This window comes from Thauera sp. ZXT1-4 (assembly GCF_052598215.2).
In genome coordinates, this window is record NZ_JBQWSN020000022.1 from 1 (window position 1) to 16,160 (window position 16,160).

Consider the following 16,160-nt stretch of genomic DNA (forward strand, 5'->3'; position numbering starts at 1 on the left):
ATCATGCGCTGGGGCTCGCGGAGCGGGTACGCGCTGAAGACAACACGGATTCAGGGTTTTGATTCGCTTTCATATTTTCCATTGATCGCTGCGTCGCTGTAAATCTGCATGTTCTCCAGCGAAAAACCGTTCTGGAGCGCGAGCTCTTTGCAGCGACGAGTTTGATCGTCTATCGACGTAGGGCGCTGGTGATCGTCCGAATAGCGCACATATATTGCACAGCGTTGTGTCATTGGTCAGACACTCCATTTTTCTTCGTTTGCGTTGTGCGTAGCTGTCTCGCTGCAATCTCAGCGAGCAGTTCAGCAAGATCCCGCACTGGCGCAGGCAGCGCTGCCGATTTAGTGCAGTTACTAGGTATAGCGCGCGACGAAGGGTCTGAATCGATCTTTTGCATAGCTGTCCTCACTGCCAAAAATGCCCCTCAAGCCTTAGGAGATTAAGAGCCAAACGCTGATGTTCGATGACCCGAATCTGCTCAGGCTCATCGCGCGTCAGGCGCTGCGCACTGCGCGCGCGAAATCCGCAAAGTTGATGACCTGGCACCCGACGGGCGTGCTTGCGGGCAACATCGGGCCGCCCGCTGCCGCGACGGCATTTTGCGGCTCGGGGATGCTCGAACGAATGTCAGTGCCATGAGCCACAGCGCAGCGGGCGTCGCTGGCAGGCGCTTGCGCGCGGGAGGGCGTGCCGTCGCTCAGCGGCTCAGGCTTGAACGACGTTCTCGTACGCCCGCGATGCACATAACGCGTCGTCGTACCCAGCTTCATGTCATCGAGCTTCGCTGCGAGCTGTCCCGAGCAAAGATGCGCATAGCGCTGAAGCATGCGCATGTCGCGATGCCCCGAGATCGCTTGGAGTTCGATGAGCTGAAACTTGCCCGATTCTGCAAACCGGCTGATCGCTTCGTGGCGCAGATCATGAAAGTGCAGGTCGACAACGCCACTTTTTGGGATGACCCGGTTGAAGAAGGCCTTCTTGTGGGCGTTCGGCGTCAGCGCGAGGAGGGGCTCGTCGCGAAGACGCTCTTCAGGGCTTTGAGCGTCCATCAGCGCCACGAGCACTTGCGTTGCGCGCGTACTGATCGGCACGTTGCGCGTACGCCCGTTCTTCGTGTCTCGCGCCACGACGTAGCGGAGCTCCAAATTCACGTCCGAGGCGCTGATCGTGAGCAGTTCGCCTCGCCGCATCGCGGTTTCGAGCGCGAGAATAATGGCGGGCTCGATGAAGGGGTTCTCGTCGGCCTGTGCGGCCGCAAGAATCGCCAGCTCTTCACTCGGGCTGATGCGGCGGTCTCGTTCGTTGAAGTACTTCGGTCGCCGCAAGCCCTTGAACGGACTCTCGACGGGCGCGATCTTCCAGACGTCGTCCGCGTAACGAAGGGTCTGCGAGATAACGTCAAGCTCACGATCAACCGTCGCCGGGGCGACTTCGGTCAGCCGATCCGTGATGAAGTCCTGGAGGTCTTCTGTCGAGAGCGCCGCCAGCGGTTTGTCGACAAACGCCTCATCACGCAGCAGTCGATTGATGCGCGTGCGCTCAATCGATGCGCCCTTGTGCCCGGGTACGACTTCTTCGCGGTAGCGCGTCAGGAGCGCACGCAGGGTCGTCTGCGCGGCTTGCGCGTAGTCGCGCACAATACTGACAGAGAGATCGGACTCGATGCGCAGGCGCGCTTGCTCGGCCTCAGCAAACGTGTCGAACGTGATGAACTGCTCCGGCACGCCTTTGCGGCGAATCCGAAGCTGGAACGCGGTTTCGAGTTGCTTGAGCCGCGCCTTCACGCCGCGCGCGGCGAGTTCTTCGACGTAGGCTTCAGCATTCTTGCGCTGCGCGTAAGAAAACCGCCGCTCGAGGCGAGCGTCTGAACGTACGGTAACGACGAACGGGGAACGATTGAGAATGTTGCTGCGCAGGACCGCCATGGGATACTCCGTTACTGGGAGTACCGTATAGGCGTGCGCAGGGGGTCTAACAGGCGCGAATGCGAAAAAAATTTCGCATCGACCCGGACCGGATGCTCCAACCCGTGGAGCGAATATGGAGCAAACCCTCTCGGATTTTGCTCCATTGGTCCGCAATTCAGACCCTAACCCTCTGATCTGAAACGGGAATTGGTGGTCGGGGAAAGAGGATTCGAACCTCCGGCCCCTGCGTCCCGAACGCAGTGCTCTACCAGGCTGAGCTATTCCCCGACACTTTTTGTTGCAGGCCTTGCTGCCCTGCGAAGCCCTGAACTATATCAGTGATTTCGCCGAACTGCAAAGTCCGATAATTGTAGCAATGCATCCTTGAAATTGGAAGGGGGGAGCCCCGATATCGCTTCGATTGCGAGCGCAGCCTCGGCCTCGGCGTAGCGGCGCGTCTCGTCCAGGGCTCCGGTGTCCTGGATGGCGGCTAGGACCGCAGCGAAGTCCTCGCGCCCACCATTCTCGATGGCGCTGCGCACCATCGCCGACTGCGCGGAGGATCCGTGCTGAATGACGTGGATCAACGGCAGGGTGGGCTTGCCCTCGGCGAGGTCGTCACCCAGGTGCTTTCCGGTATCGGCCTCGTCGGCCGAGTAGTCGAGCACGTCGTCGATGAGTTGGAAGGCCGTGCCAAGGTGCATGCCGAAAGCCGCCAGGCGCGCTTCGAGAGCCTCATCCGCACCGCCCACGATGCCGCCCAGACGAGCCGAGGCCTCGAAGAGCTTCGCCGTCTTGTAGCGAATGACGCGCAGGTAGTCGTCGATCCGCACGTCGGCATTGTGGCAGTTGAGCATCTGCAGCACTTCGCCTTCGGCGATCACGTTGGTGGCCTCGGCGAGCACGCGCATGACGCGCATGCTGTCCACACGAACCATCATCTGGAATGCACGCGAGTACAGGAAATCGCCCACGAATACCGCGGCGGCGTTGCTGAAGCGGGCATTGGCCGTCGGATTGCCGCGGCGCAGATCGGATTCGTCCACCACATCATCGTGCAGCAGCGTCGCGGTATGGATGAACTCCACCACCGCAGCAAGCTCGTGATGATGCGTACCCTGGTAGCCCAGCGCGCCGGCGGTGTAGAGCACGAGCGCGGGGCGGAGTCGCTTGCCGCCGCTTTGCACGATGTACTCGGCGACCGTGCGGATCAGCGCCACGTCCGAATGCAGCCGAAGGCGGATGACCGCATCCACCGCCTGCATGTCGGCGGCGATCGGCGCGAAAAGCTGCTTGACTGACAAGGCGGTGACGCTCGCTGGAAAAGCGGCGATGGTATGGGGCGGCCGCGCCCGGCGTCAAGCCGGCCGCAGCCTTGCCAGTACCCGCACTCGTGGAGGATGCGCAGCCGTGCGACTACTCCTTCAACGCGCGCGTGACGGCATTGTCCAGCGCCTCCTTGGCTGCCTTCTCATCGGCCCACACGCCGGCCAGTTCCTCGTCCAGGATGCGGCGGACCTTCTGCCGCTCTACCACCGGTTGCGCCGAAGACTGTGGTGTCGGGGGCTTGTTACCGAGCTGGTCGACCGCGACCTGCACATTCTCGAGGTCGTCTCCAAGCAGTTCGCTGCGCGATGCGAGCAGCCCGGCACGATTCAGCGGCAGATACCCGGTGCCGCGCTGCCAGGCGACCTGATTGGCAGGCTCGAGCCAGAAGCTGACGAAGTTCGCTACCCCCTTGTACTCGGCAGCCTTCTTCCCGGCCGACACCCACAATGCCGGGCCGTCTGCCACGGTATTCTGCGGCGCGCCAGGGAAGTCGTCATGGTAAGGCAGTCGGGCCACCCCGACGTCGACCTTGCCGGTACGGCGAAAATCAACCCAGCTCGCGGACGGCGCCGCGATTACCGCGCATTCGCCCTCGCCAAAGCGGCGCTCGGCTTCCGCCTGCTGGTCGAACACATGGAGGTAGCGCGCACGCGTCCAACTCGCCATCATCGCCACGTGCTTGACCTGGAACATCCCGTTGAAGCGTGGCACGACCTGCTTGCCCTGCTGCATCGCCACCGGCTCGTTGTGCCAGGCGCTGAGATTCTCGACCATCACCCGCCCGGGCTCGGCCACCGTGTAAGGGCAGGCATGGCCGGTGTCGGCCAGGCGACCGAGCGTGTCCTGCAACGCCTGCCAGGTGTCGATGCGGGTGGTCTCCGGGTTCATGCCGGCGCGACGCAGCGCATCACGGTTCAGGTACAGCACGGGCGTAGACAGACCGATTGGCAGGGCGAGCAACCGCCCCTTCGCGTCGACCGGTGTGCGCGTCATCATCGCCGGCGGGCGCAGGGTCTGCAGCGCCCGGCCATTCTGCTTCATCAGTTCGTGCAGCGGTTTGAAGCGGGGCTTGCCCGCAACGAACGACTCCTCGTCATCCCCCTCGAGGATCAGCATATGCGCCGCACTGGATTTCCATTCCCCGGAACGGACCACGACCCGATATCCCTTGGCCTGCGCATTGAAGCGCTCGACAAGCGCCTCGAGCGCTGCCGCCTTGGAAGCGGGCAAACGGTGAAAGAGTTCGATCTGCTGCGGCGCTGCGGTAGCGAAAGCCTGGGGTGCGATGACCGCGAGCCCCGCCGCGAGCCCCGCGAATACAGCCCTGATACGGAGGTTGAGCATGAGTTTGACTAGCCTGCACAAGCGCCGGGCCGACGGCCCGGTAACGCGCCGAATTATAGTTCTCCGCTACACCACGAATTGTAAAAGTGCTTCAGAATCCAGCCTCACGCGTCGATAAGACCAAGACTCCGTCTCCGAGCCTGCCCGCCATGCGCCGCTCCACTTCGCGCCCCCCCGCTCCCGCCTTCCTGCGCGTCCTCCTGTTCGCCCTGCTGCCTCTGCTGTCGGGTTGCGATCAGGTCGCCGAATTGCTCGAACTGCCCAATCCATCACGGGACGCAGCCCGTGCCGAAGCCGAGGGCCGCGCCATCGGCAGCGCATGCAGGCACGCAGGACGGTCCCTGGAAGACTGCTATGCGCTCAACGGCAGCGCCGACAAGGCCGCGATCTTCGCCGGATGGCGCGACATGAACGACTACATGATGGAACACAAGCTCGAGGTCGTGCCCTCACGCCTGCTCCCGGACGGCACGCCCGTGAAGACGCCCCCGCCCGCAGACGCCGGCTGAGCCAGCCGACGCACCCCTGCAGGATGTCCGCCTGCATCCTGCACGCCCGTATCCCGCACGCCCCTATCCTCGCCATCGCGCCCGCGGCGGCTTATCATCCGGAACTGCCAGCCTGGCACTCCGGCAAGGCCGGCCACATCCAATCAGTCCGCCGCGTTCAGGCGCCCCCATCATGAACCAGCACACCCCCGCCTCCGGCCTGCACTGCGCCGGCCTCATCGGCTATTGCCGCGCCGGCTTCGAGAAGGAGCTCGCCGGCGAGCTCGACGATCTCGCTGCCGAAGCGGGCCTGATCGGATACGTCCGCGCCGATCCCGATGCCGCCTACGCAGTGTTCGAAACCTTTGAGCCCACCCCGCTGGGAGATTTCGGCACCGCCACGGACTGGCGTCGCTCGGTATTCGCGCGCCAACTCCTGCCCTGGTTCGCACGCATCGACGACCTGCCCGAACGCGACCGCGCCACGCCGATCATCGCGGCGGTCAAGGCAAGTGGCCAGCGCTTCTCCGGCGTCGTGCTGGACACCCCCGACACCGACGAAGCCAAGCAGCGCTCCGGCTTCTGCAAGCGCTTCACCGAACCGCTCACGCAGGCGCTGGAGAAATCGGGCTGCCTGCGCACCAGCCGCACTGGCCTGCCCGTGCTGCATGTGATGTTCACCAGCGCCACCACCGCATGGCTGGCCGCCGGCCAGCCGGGGCAGTGCTCGACGTGGGCGATGGGCGTGCCGCGCCTGCGCATGCCGTCGAACGCACCGAGCCGATCGACGATGAAGCTCGCCGAGGCCTTCATGACCCTGCTCGACGACAGCGAACGCGACAGCATCCTGCGCGCCGGCCAGCGCGCGGTAGACCTGGGCGCAGCGCCCGGCGGCTGGACCTGGCAGCTGGTGCATCGCGGGCTGCGCGTGACCGCGATCGACAACGGCCCGCTGCGCGACACCGTCATGGCCACCGAGATGGTCGAGCACCTGCGCGCCGACGGCTTCACCTGGCGCCCGCCGCGCCCGGTGGACTGGATGGTATGCGACATGGTCGAGCAACCCTCGCGCATCGCCTCGCTGATGGCCGAATGGGTCGCCACCGGCCGCTGCCGCTACACGATTTTCAACCTCAAGCTACCGATGAAGCGCCGCCTAGAGGCGGTCGAACAGTGCCGCGAGTTGATCCGCAAGCGCCTCGCCAGCGTCGGCCCCTTCGACCTGCGCATCAAGCACCTGTACCACGACCGCGAGGAAGTCACCGCCTTCCTCACCCTCAAGCGCTGAGCGCGAGCTCACCCGCCCCGGCCCGCCTCTTCCGGGAAACTGGCAAACCCCTTGGCGGGTAAAGGTTTTTTGCCGCGTGTATAATCCGCGCTTTATCACAACGGCGAAGCATTTGCGATCGCCCACGCCCCGAAGGTACCCATGAGCTTTGCCGATCTCGGCCTCATTCCCGAACTGCTTCAGGCCGTCACGGACGCTGGCTACACCGAGCCCACGCCGATCCAGCGCCAGGCCATCCCCACCGTCATCGCCGGCCACGACGTCATGGGCGGCGCTCAGACCGGCACCGGCAAGACGGCCGGCTTCACGCTGCCGCTGCTGCATCGCATCGCGCGCCACGCCAGCACCAGCACCTCTCCTGCCCGGCACCAGACCCGCGCGCTGATCCTCGCCCCCACACGCGAACTCGCGATGCAGGTATACGAGTCGGTCAAGACCTACAGCAAGCACCTGCCACTGCGCTCGGTGTGCGTCTATGGCGGCGTTGACATCCGCCCCCAGCAAGCCGAGCTGCGCCGCGGCATCGAGGTCGTCATCGCCACCCCGGGACGGCTGCTCGACCACGTCGAGCAGAAATCCATCAACCTGTCCCAGGTCGAAGTGCTGGTCCTGGACGAAGCCGACCGCATGCTGGACATGGGCTTCATCCCCGACATCAAGCGCATCCTCGCCCTGCTGCCCGCCAACCGCCAGAGCCTGCTGTTCTCGGCCACCTTCTCCGACGAGATCAAGAAGCTCGCCGACCAGATGCTGAAGAACCCGCAGCTGATCGAGGTCGCGCGCCGCAACATGGTGTCGGAAACGATCACCCACGTCGTGCATCCGGTGTCCTCGGGCATGAAGCGCAACCTGCTCGCCCACCTGCTGCGCCACAAGCCCGACACTCAGGCGCTGGTGTTCGTCGATACCAAGCTCGCCTGCGGCCGCCTTGCGCACTTTCTCGAGCGCCACGGCGTCTCCGCCGATGCCATCCATGGCGACAAGGGCCAGCAGCAGCGCACCGAGACACTCGAAGCCTTCAAGAGCGGCAAGCTGCGCGTGCTGGTCGCGACCGACGTGGCGGCACGCGGCATCGATATCGATGAGCTGCCCTACGTCATCAACTTCGAACTCCCGCATACGGCAGAAGACTACGTACACCGCATCGGCCGCACCGGCCGCGCCGGCCACCAGGGCAACGCGATCTCGCTTGTGTGCGCGGAGGAAAAGCACCGCCTCGCGGACATCCAGAAGCTGATCAAGCTCGAGATCCCGCAGGAACTCGTCCCCGGCTTCGATCCGGAGCCCGAGTTCTTCGAGGCCGGCGGCCGCGCCGGCCGCCACCGCCGTTCCAGCGTCGACCAGGACACTGCAGCCCCCGAGAGGTCCACGCGTGCGACGAGAGCGGCGCCGGTCAGCGAGGGCAAAGGCCGGCAGGACGGCGCCCCCGGCGAGGCGCGCGCACGACAGCGCCGCGGCGGCCGTGGCCACGTGGCCGCAGACGGGTTCGACTTCAGCAAACCCTACGAACCGGCCCAGCCACCGGTCGTTGTTTCCGCCGAGGCCGGCATGGCGGGCCTGGCCGCGGGCGCACAGCCCGAACCCGCGCGCCGCGGGCAGCGCCCGATCGCGGTCCTGCTCGGCGGTCTGGGCCGGAAATAGGCGGCAGCACGCCGCCTATTCCGCCCACGGGCACGGAGCGCAAAGGATTAAGCTTCCCTCACCGCGCACCGGCCGAACCACGGCCGGCCTCTCGACTTCATTGCCCAGCCCAGCCGTGACCCTCCCCGGACGCCGCCCCAACCCGCTTGCACCCGCTGCCCTGCCCGCGCAGGGTGTGCCCGGCGCGAGCATCGAACCCTTTCTACCGGACCTCTCCGAGGGCGCAGAGGCCGGCGTATATCTCGCGTTGCTCGAGCTGATCGACGAAGGCCTCCTGATCACCGGCGACGATCTCGTGCTCGACGCCAACAGCGCCGCCTGCCGCCTGCTCGGGCGTGACTACCGCGAGGTCGTCGCCCGCCCGCTCGCTGCGCTGTTCCCCTCCGAAGCGGCGTTTCTCGAGGCACGGCGGCGACTCCTGATCGAGGGCGAGCGGCGCGGCACGATCGCCTTCGCCCGCCCGGATGGGCAAGCGCACACGCTGAACTTCATTGCCGCACCCAGACTGCGCCCCGGGCTGCATGCGATCGTCCTCGCCGCGCCGCACGCGCACGCGGCGCCTGAGGCCTCGCACAGCCCGCAGGAACTCGATCAGCGCATGCGCCAGGCGCGCGGCACGCTGGTGCATGCGCGCCGTGTCGGCGGTGCACGCAGCGGCGCCTATCTGAATCCGCTGGACGCCGGGTTCGACCTCGAATGGCTGGAAAAGGGCCTCACGGAGGCACTCGCGCACGATGAGCTGGTGCTGCAGTTCCAGCCCCTGGTCGATGCGCGCACGGGGAAGCTCTTCGGCGGCGAAGCCCTGCTGCGCTGGCAGCATCCCGAACGCGGGCTGCTGCCCTTCCAGCGTTTCGACGACACCATCGGCAACCCCGACCTGCGCATCGCGTTGGACACCTGGGCGCTGTCGAGCGCATGCCGGGCCGCACATCGCTGGCCTGCCAGCAGTACGGGTATCCGGGTGACGGTGAATCTCTCCATCGAGCGCCTGCTGGCGCCCGGCCTCACCGAAGAGGTGCGCACGACCCTGCAGGCATCCGGCCTCGCACCCCGCCTGCTGGAGCTCGACCTCCCCGAACAGGTGCTCGAGCTGGACAACCCGCGCATCTCGGAAACCCTGCGCGAACTGCGATCCATCGGCGTTCGCCTGGCGATCGACGGCTTCGGCGCTGGGCTATCCTCCGTTCCCCGGCTGCGCCGCTCGGCGGTGCACGCGCTGAAGCTGGACCCCGGGATCATTCGTGGCGTCGGCAAGGATGAGGACAGCGAGGCGACGGTCGAGGCGATCGGCGCAATGGCGGGCGCCCTCGGCCTCGAGGTTCATGCACGCGGCGTGGAGGATCCGGGGCAGCAGGCCTTCCTCGTGGCGCTTGGCTGTCATCTGCAGCAGGGCCCGCTGTTCGGGCCGCCGGTCGATGCCCGGTACTTCGCGCTCCCCGGCGGACGGCACGCTCAGTAGTCGAGCAGGGTCCGGCAATTCTCTTCACGCCCGGTCATGCTGCTGAAGCGCTGCAACTGCGCACGCACGAAATCATTGGCCACCGTAGCGTCCGCGCAATACTCGCGCAGCTGCATCGCCTGCGCCACGAACTGCAGGCGTCGCGTGACGTCTGCACGCGCCGGGAAGGGATAGCCATCGGTCCTGCGCCACTCCGGCACCGTCCTGGCACCCGGAGCCGGTGCTGCGGCCACGCCCGCCGCCTGTGCAGGCGCAGCGCCCGGCACGACCTGCGGCATCTGGGCCTCCGCCATGGCGAGCGTGAATGCCAGCACCACGCCAGACAGTGCGCGCACGAAAAGCATCGGGCCGCTCCCGGAAACAGACTGCTTCCGTTCACGGCCCGATGCGCTTCCGACTTGAGTCGAATCTGCCGGCCCAGCGGCCGGCAGCGGGGGGGAAATCATGCTTCCATCGACTTCACGTGCTGGATGACCTCGCCGATCGCTTCCTGCGCGCTGCCGTAGAGCATGCGGCAGTTGTCCTTGTAGAACAGCGCATTCTCGATGCCCGAGTAGCCCGCCCCCTTGCCGCGCTTGACCACGATGACGTTCTGCGCCATGTCCGCATTGAGGATCGGCATGCCGTAGATCGGGCTCGACTTGTCGGTGCGCGCGACCGGGTTCACCACGTCGTTGGCGCCGATCACCAGGGCCACGTCGGCCTGCGCGAAGTCGTTGTTGATCTCGTCGAGGTCGAAGATCTTGTCGTAGGGCACGCCCGCTTCGGCCAGCAGCACGTTCATGTGGCCCGGCATGCGGCCCGCGACCGGGTGGATCGCGAAGCTCACCTCGACACCGCCCTCTTCGAGCAGCTGCGCCATCTCCCACACCTTGTGCTGGGCACCGGCCACCGCCATGCCGTAGCCCGGCACGATGATGACCTTCTGCCCGTAGCGCATCAGCGCCGCCGCATCCATCGCCGAGAGCTCGCGCATCGTGCCCTCGACCGTCTCGCCACCTTCGGCCGCGGCACCCGTGATGGGGGCGAAGATGATGTTCCTGATCGGGCGGTTCATCGCCTTGGCCATGAGCTGGGTGAGCAGCATGCCCGAGGCGCCCACCACGATGCCCGCCACGATCAGCGCCGGATTCCCGATCACGAAGCCCTTGAAGCCCACCGCCAGGCCCGTGAAGGCGTTCAGCAGCGAGATCACCACCGGCATGTCGGCGCCGCCGATCGGCATCACCAGCACCACGCCGAGCGCGAGCGCGAGCGCAAAGAACAGGAAGATCTCGAAGCCGCCCGGATGTGCCGAGTACGCCACCGTGAGGCCGATGCCGATGGTGATGACCGAGAGCAGGAAGTTGATGTTGTTCTGCCCCGGCAGACGGATCGCCTTGTTCATCAGCCCCTGCAGCTTGGCAAACGCCACGCACGAGCCCGAGAACGCCACCGCACCGATCACCGCACCCAACGCGAGCAGCGTGGAGGTGACGCTGTCGTGCGGCACTCCGCGCACCAGCTCGATCGCCGCAATGCCCGCCGCGGCACCACCGCCCATGCCGTTGTAGATCGCGACCATCTGCGGCATGTCGGTCATCTTGACCACCTTGCCGCTGTACCAGGCAGCACCGCCCCCGAGCACGATCGCCAGCACCATCAGGCCGACGTTGTGCAGGTCGGGCATGAAGAAGGTCGCCACCGTGGCGCCGATCATCGCGTACCCCGCCCAGACCACCCCCTTGCGGGCCGTCACCGGCGAGGCCATGGCCTTCAGGCCGAAGATGAACACGACGGCGGCGATGAAGTACGCCATGCTCACGAACCAGTTCCCGCTCATTGCTCACCCCCCTGCTTGCGGCCACCGGCCTTGAACATGCCCAGCATGCGCTCGGTGACGATGTAGCCACCGGCCGCGTTGGCCGCACCGAGGAACACCGCGAAAAAGCCGATCAGCAACTGCAGCGGACTCTCCGGGTCGGCATGGCCGAGCGCCACCATGGCGCCGATCAGCACCACACCATGCACGAAGTTCGAACCCGACATCAGCGGGGTGTGCAGGATCACCGGCACGCGCGAGATCACCTCGTAACCGGTGAACGCGGCCAGCGCAAAAATGTACAGCGCGGTAAAACCATCCATGACGCGATCCTCCTTACAGTCCGAGCGCCTGCTTGACGCCGGCGTGGCGAAGCTCGCCCGCGTGCGTCAGGCAGCTTCCGGCCATGACCTCGTCCTCCCAGTCGAGCGCGAGCGCACCGTCCTGGATGAAGGGCGAGATGAAGTTGAACAGATTCTTGGCGATCATCTCCGAGGCATGCACCGGCATGCGGCTGGCGATGTTGGTCGGGCCGATCACGAGCACGTCGTTGATCCACACCTTCTCGCCCGCGACCGTGCCCTCGACGTTGCCCCCGGTCTCGGCGGCCATGTCCACGACCACCGCGCCCGGCTTCATGCGCGCGATCATGTCGGCGGTGATGATCTTCGGCGCCTGCCTGCCCGGGATGGCCGCGGTGGTGATCAGCGCATCGCACTGCGCCACCGCCTTGGCCAGGCGCTCGGCCTGCTTGGCCTTCTCTTCCTCGGTGAGCTCGCGTGCGTAGCCACCACTGCCCGCCGCCGACACCCCGGTGTCGACGAACTTGGCCCCGAGCGATTCGATCTGCTCGCGCGTCTCGGGGCGCACGTCGTAGGCCTCGACCATGGCGCCGATGCGGCGCGCGGTGGCAATGGCCTGCAGGCCAGCCACCCCGGCGCCGATCACCAGCACCTTGGCCGGACGGATGGAGCCGGCCGCGTAGGTCAGCATGGGGAAGAACTTGGGCGAGTGGTCGGCCGCGATCAGCGCGCACTCGTAGCCGGCAACCGCGCCCTGGCTGGACAGGATGTCCATGCTCTGCGCACGCGAGATGCGCGGCAGCAACTCCAGCGCGAACGCGGTGATCTGGCCGTCGACCAGCTGCTGCACGCGCTCGGCGCTCGCCCACGGCTGCAGCATTCCGCACAGCACGCTGCCCGGCTTCAGCGCTGCGAGCACCTGCGCGTCGGGCGCCTGCACACAGAACAGCACGTCGGCCGCAGCGGCCACCTCCGCCGCGCTGTCGACGAACGTCACGTCGGCAAAATCCGCATCCCGGAAGTGGGCCGCCTTGCCCGCCTCCTTCTGCATGACAACCCGGGCACCAAGTCCCAGGTACTTCTTGACTACATCCGGAACGACCGACAGGCGTCGTTCGCCGGAGCGTGTCTCCGTTGGCACTCCGATGACCAGAGGCATGGGCGTACTCCTTCCAATAGGGCTTTAAAGACGGAACTGAGTCGAATGCGTCGGCCGCATCTTGATTTGTTCTGATCCCCCTGCCCCGCGCAAAGCGCATCGGGGCCGACACAGGACCGATATTACCGTCATTCGGGGAGGGCGCAAGCCGCGCACCAGCCACACGCCGCCGCGGGCGGGCCATCGGCCTGGCGTCAGGCGGGGGGTACGAGCTTGATGACCGCGAGCGAGATGTTGTCGCCGATCCCGCCCGAGCGCTCACGGGCAGTCGCGATCAGGCGCTCCGCGGCGCTGCGCGGCGGCAGCGCCTGCAGCGTGGTCGCCAGCTCGGAATCGGAGAAATGCCCCCACAGCCCATCCGAGCACAGCAGGAAGCAGTCCCCCGCTACGGGCGACTCCTCGCAACCATACTCGATGCGCGGCTCGCGTTCACTGCCCAGGCAGGACAGCAGCACGTTGCGCTGCGGATGGTTCTGCGCCTCCTCCTCACCGATGCGGCCCTTGCGCACGAGCTCGCCGACCAGCGAGTGATCTCGCGTGCGTGACACCGTATGCGCTCCGCGGAAGTGATACATGCGCGAGTCGCCACAATGCGCCCAGTAGGCCTTGCCCTGCTGCAGCAGGAACACCACCGCCGTGCTGTGCGGGTCCTGCTCGCTGGTGAAGCGCGTCAGCTTGATGACGACATGGGCCTCGTCGATCACGCTGCCGAGCAGCTCTCGCGGCGTCTCGTGCAGGGGCGCGTAGGTTTCGAAATTCTGCCGGGCGCGGATCAGCACCTGCTCGGCCGCCATCGCCCCGCCGCTGTGCCCGCCCATGCCGTCCGCGAGCACGGCCATCACCAACCCGGAGCGCTTGGGATGGCCGAACAGCGCAACGCGGTCCTGCTGTTCCTTGCGGTCGCCGATATGCATGGCGACACAGGTTTCGGCGGTAAAGGACATTGGAGATGGACTCGGTGGCGAGTTGCGCACCGCAGGGTCAGGATCGGCCGATGATAGCAACCGCCTGCCCACTCCGGAGCGCAATCCCCGGAATGGAAACACGCCGAGCGGCGCAAGCCGTGACAAATGTCACACCCTGCCCCGCTCGGCGCCTCGCAAGGCTTACGCGTACATGCCGCGCAGGCGAGCATCGAGCAGCTCGACCCAGTGCCGCACCGGCGTCTGCGTGCCCGCCTGCAAGTGGGTGATGCAACCGATGTTGGCCGAAGCGATGCTGCCCGCCCCGCCCTCGAGCAGGCAGTCGAGCTTGTTCGCACGCAAGCGACCCGAAAGCTCCGGCTGCAGCATCGAGTAGGTGCCCGCCGAACCGCAGCACAGGTGTGCGTCGCGCACCGGCGTCAGGTCGAAGCCTGCAACCGTGAGCAGGGCCTCCACCGTGCCGCGGATGCGCAGTCCGTGCTGCAGCGTGCAGGGGGCATGCCAGGCCAGCTTCTCGCGCGGCTGGGCGTGCGCTGCCAGCGCAGCCTCCAGGCTGACCGCCTCGGCCGCCACCACCTCGCCGATGTCGAGCGTAAGCGCAGCCACCCGCTTCGCCTTCTCTGCGTAGGCCGGATCGTGCTGCAGCATGTGGCCGTAGTCCTTGACCTGCACGCCGCAGCCCGACGCCGTCATCACGATGGCCTCGACGCTGCCGGCCTCGATCGCGGGCCACCAGGCGTCGATGTTGCGGCGCGCGTCCTCACAGCCGCCCGCCTGGTCGTTGAGGTGAAAACGCACCGCACCGCAGCAGCCCGCACCGTCCGCCTCGACCATGGAGATGCCCACCGCATCGAGCACGCGCGCCGCCGCCGCATTGATCGAAGGCGCCATCGACGGCTGCACGCAGCCCGCGAGCGCAATCACCCGGCGCGCATGCCGCGGCGCCGGCCACATTCCCGCCGCACGCGCCTCGGGCACCTTGGCCTGCAGCGTCTTCGGCAGCAGGCCGCGCACCGACTGACCGGCCTTCATCGCCGCCCCGAACAGCCCGGGCCGCGGCACCAGCGTGCGCAGCGCACGGCGTATGAGCGCGTCCGCGCCCTTGCGCGGCACGCGCGCCTCCACGACGTGGCGGCCGATGTCGAGCAGGCGGCTGTAGTGCACCCCCGACGGGCAGGTCGTTTCACAGGCGCGGCAGGTCAGGCAGCGGTCGAGGTGCAGGCGGGTCTTCTCGGTCGGCTCAGCACCTTCAAGCACCTGCTTGATCAGGTAAATGCGCCCGCGTGGGCCGTCGAGTTCGTCGCCCAGCAACTGGTAGGTCGGACAGGTGGCGGTGCAAAAGCCACAATGCACGCACTTGCGCAGGATCTCTTCGGCTTCGCGCCCCTCCGGGGTATCGCGGATGAAATCGGCGAGTTGGGTCTGCATGGATCAGAACTCCGGATAAAGGCGGCCCGGGTTGAAAATACCCGCGGGGTCGAAGGCCTGCTTGAGCCTGCGGTGAATGCTTGCAAGCGGCGCGGACAGCGGCTGAAAGACCTCGCCGCCGCGATCGCCTCCGCGGAAGGCGGCCGCATGACCGCCCAGCTCCGCGGCACGTGTCCGGATGCGTGCACCATGCGCCGAAGCCCCATCGCCTTCAGCCACCACCCAGCGCAGCGCGCCGCCCCACTCCACCACCTGCCGGCCCGGCAGCGCCAGCGCCGGCGCCGTACTCGGCAGCGACACCCGCCACAACACCTCGCCGGGGCCGAGCACGAAGGGCGCCGCCGCGTGCTCGCACACCCCATCCCACAGCGCCGCGGCATCGGTTGGTGCGAGTTGCTCGCCGCCCAAGCGCTCGATCGCCGCGCGTACGGCCGCCTCGGCCCCCGACAGGCGCAGGTGAAGCGCGCCCCCGTGCCACAGGCTGGCCGACACCGGCAATGGCTGGCCGCCCCACTCGTTCACCCGGCGCAACGCCGTCGGCTCATCGAGTTCGAAGCGCAGCGTCGCCTCGGCCACCGGACGGGGCAGCACCTTCAGCGACACCTCGAGCAGGATGCCGAGCGTGCCCAGGCTGCCCGCAACCAGACGCGAAATGTCGTAGCCGGCCACGTTCTTCATGACCTGGCCACCGAACTTCATGACCTCGCCGCGGCCATCCATGAGCTTCACGCCCAGCATGAAGTCGCGCACCGCACCCATGTTCGCGCGCCGCGGGCCGGACAGACCTGCCGCTACGCACCCCGCCACCGTCGCGCCGGCACCGAAGTGCGGCGGCTCGAAGGGCAGATACTGCCCGCGCGCGGCCAACGCCGCTTCGAGCTCGGCCAGGGGTGTCCCACCCCGCACGATCACCACCAGTTCGGTCGGCTCATGCGCCACTACGCCCGCATTGGCGCGCAGGTCGAACGGCTCGCCCACCGGCGTGCGGCCGTAGAAATCCTTGCTCCCACCGCCACGCAGGCAGAGCGGGGTTCTTGCCGCAGCCGCCGCACGCACGCGTTCGGCCCATTCCTTCTCGATCGTCGTCATCG

The 16,160-nt window shown here is 66.8% G+C and carries 15 protein-coding genes and 1 tRNA gene; 4 read left to right on the forward strand and 12 right to left on the reverse strand.

What is annotated here, in order from left to right:
- Positions 1–50: 50 nt before the first annotated feature.
- The 5 genes from ACUH78_RS14480 to ACUH78_RS14500 form a co-directional block, all read right to left on the reverse strand.
- Positions 51–233, reverse strand: coding sequence for a recombinase family protein (locus tag ACUH78_RS14480; protein WP_445333840.1), 183 nt, complete (start codon positions 231–233; stop codon positions 51–53).
- 261 nt (positions 234–494) lie between these two features.
- The gene (locus ACUH78_RS14485; protein ID WP_445333839.1) at positions 495–1,925 is read right to left on the reverse strand and encodes a site-specific integrase; all 1,431 of its coding nucleotides are present in this window, start codon (positions 1,923–1,925) and stop codon (positions 495–497) included.
- Between the two features lie 193 nt (positions 1,926–2,118).
- Positions 2,119–2,195: transfer RNA gene (locus ACUH78_RS14490), tRNA-Pro, on the reverse strand.
- Positions 2,196–2,242: 47 nt separating this feature from the next.
- Positions 2,243–3,211 (reverse strand): polyprenyl synthetase family protein, encoded by a 969-nt coding sequence (locus ACUH78_RS14495; RefSeq protein WP_418363295.1) that lies wholly within the window; start codon positions 3,209–3,211, stop codon positions 2,243–2,245.
- 112 nt (positions 3,212–3,323) lie between these two features.
- Complete coding sequence (locus ACUH78_RS14500) at positions 3,324–4,580, reverse strand: extracellular solute-binding protein (RefSeq protein ID WP_445333838.1); 1,257 nt, start codon at positions 4,578–4,580, stop codon at positions 3,324–3,326.
- Positions 4,581–4,729: 149 nt separating this feature from the next.
- Between ACUH78_RS14500 and ACUH78_RS14505 the strand changes: the two genes are divergently transcribed.
- The 4 genes from ACUH78_RS14505 (at position 4,730) to ACUH78_RS14520 (ending at position 9,456) form a co-directional block, all read left to right on the forward strand.
- Positions 4,730–5,089: a hypothetical protein gene (locus tag ACUH78_RS14505; protein ID WP_445333837.1), complete on the forward strand. Its 360-nt coding sequence runs from the start codon at positions 4,730–4,732 to the stop codon at positions 5,087–5,089.
- Positions 5,090–5,261: 172 nt separating this feature from the next.
- Positions 5,262–6,356 carry a 23S rRNA (cytidine(2498)-2'-O)-methyltransferase RlmM gene (gene rlmM, locus ACUH78_RS14510; RefSeq protein WP_445333836.1) on the forward strand — a complete coding sequence of 365 codons (1,095 nt, stop codon included), beginning with the start codon at positions 5,262–5,264 and terminating at the stop codon, positions 6,354–6,356.
- A 141-nt stretch (positions 6,357–6,497) separates the two neighbouring features.
- Complete coding sequence (locus tag ACUH78_RS14515) at positions 6,498–7,997, forward strand: DEAD/DEAH box helicase (protein ID WP_445333835.1); 1,500 nt, start codon at positions 6,498–6,500, stop codon at positions 7,995–7,997.
- A gap of 115 nt (positions 7,998–8,112) precedes the next feature.
- Complete coding sequence (locus ACUH78_RS14520; protein ID WP_445333834.1) at positions 8,113–9,456, forward strand: EAL domain-containing protein; 1,344 nt, start codon at positions 8,113–8,115, stop codon at positions 9,454–9,456.
- On the opposite strand, the gene ACUH78_RS14525 is transcribed toward ACUH78_RS14520, so the two are convergent.
- From ACUH78_RS14525 to glcE, 7 genes are all read right to left on the reverse strand, one after another.
- Positions 9,450–9,800: a hypothetical protein gene (locus ACUH78_RS14525; protein ID WP_445333833.1), complete on the reverse strand. Its 351-nt coding sequence runs from the start codon at positions 9,798–9,800 to the stop codon at positions 9,450–9,452. The genes ACUH78_RS14520 and ACUH78_RS14525 overlap by 7 nt on opposite strands.
- A gap of 98 nt (positions 9,801–9,898) precedes the next feature.
- Positions 9,899–11,278, reverse strand: coding sequence for an NAD(P)(+) transhydrogenase (Re/Si-specific) subunit beta (locus ACUH78_RS14530; RefSeq protein ID WP_435750820.1), 1,380 nt, complete (start codon positions 11,276–11,278; stop codon positions 9,899–9,901).
- The gene (locus tag ACUH78_RS14535) at positions 11,275–11,580 is read right to left on the reverse strand and encodes an NAD(P) transhydrogenase subunit alpha part 2 (protein WP_004324745.1); all 306 of its coding nucleotides are present in this window, start codon (positions 11,578–11,580) and stop codon (positions 11,275–11,277) included. The genes ACUH78_RS14530 and ACUH78_RS14535 overlap by 4 nt, the downstream gene beginning before the upstream one ends.
- 13 nt (positions 11,581–11,593) lie before the next feature.
- On the reverse strand, positions 11,594–12,718 hold the full coding sequence (locus ACUH78_RS14540) for an NAD(P) transhydrogenase subunit alpha (protein ID WP_418363303.1): 1,125 nt from the start codon (positions 12,716–12,718) through the stop codon (positions 11,594–11,596).
- Positions 12,719–12,912: 194 nt separating this feature from the next.
- Positions 12,913–13,662, reverse strand: coding sequence for a PP2C family protein-serine/threonine phosphatase (locus ACUH78_RS14545; RefSeq protein WP_445333832.1), 750 nt, complete (start codon positions 13,660–13,662; stop codon positions 12,913–12,915).
- A 162-nt stretch (positions 13,663–13,824) separates the two neighbouring features.
- Positions 13,825–15,069 carry a glycolate oxidase subunit GlcF gene (gene glcF / locus ACUH78_RS14550; protein WP_445333831.1) on the reverse strand — a complete coding sequence of 415 codons (1,245 nt, stop codon included), beginning with the start codon at positions 15,067–15,069 and terminating at the stop codon, positions 13,825–13,827.
- A 3-nt stretch (positions 15,070–15,072) separates the two neighbouring features.
- The gene (glcE, locus tag ACUH78_RS14555; protein ID WP_445333830.1) at positions 15,073–16,158 is read right to left on the reverse strand and encodes a glycolate oxidase subunit GlcE; all 1,086 of its coding nucleotides are present in this window, start codon (positions 16,156–16,158) and stop codon (positions 15,073–15,075) included.
- Positions 16,159–16,160: the final 2 nt, after the last annotated feature.